This is a genomic window from Pantoea sp. ANP04 (genome assembly GCF_041982285.1).
GTDB lineage: Bacteria > Pseudomonadota > Gammaproteobacteria > Enterobacterales > Enterobacteriaceae > Pantoea > Pantoea eucalypti.
This window is the reverse complement of record NZ_JAUTYS010000119.1, coordinates 1-561: the sequence shown is the minus strand read 5'-3', so window position 1 is coordinate 561 and position 561 is coordinate 1. Positions and strand designations below refer to the sequence as shown.

General features: G+C 64.9%; 1 protein-coding gene. It reads right to left on the bottom strand.

Annotated features, from left to right (window positions below; translation table 11 throughout):
- Positions 1-197: 197 nt before the first annotated feature.
- A partial coding sequence (locus Q7C21_RS22640) for a GNAT family N-acetyltransferase (protein WP_375151183.1) occupies positions 198-561 on the bottom strand: 364 nt, incomplete at its 5' end.

Below are 561 nucleotides of genomic sequence, written 5' to 3'. Positions count from 1 at the left end.
TGCATACCTATTGCGGCGAACGTCGGACCTGGGGCTCCAGTAAAACCCAAGGGCTCGCACTACCAACAGGCTTGCAGATCAGCCAGCGGAAGGTCTTTCCCTCCTACCACCACCTGGAGCCCGTCGAGGACAGCGATGTAGCGACGCCGGGGCACCGCTGAAGGTGCCAGCACCGGCTTGATTGTCACGCCACGCAGTTACACAACATGCGCGGCGAGCGGCGCCGGGCTGGACCAATCGGCCCTCAACAAGCCGTACTGCACCAGATCATGATGAGCTCCCAGCCAATACCCCGCCTGGCGGGAAAGCCCTTCGCGGACAAACCCCAGCCGCTCCAGCAACCTGAGGCTCGCCAGGTTCTGCGGGTGCACCTGGGCCTCGATACGGTTCAGCGCCATCTGCTCGAAGCCCCAGCCCACCGCGGCGTGCAACGCCTCGCTCATCAGTCCCTGCCCTTGTGCCGGTTTTGCCAGTTCGAAGCCGATGGCGCAGCTGCGCCACGGGCGGTTCCATTTGAACAGGCCACAGGTGCCCAGCAGGCCGGGATCGGACTGGCGCTCG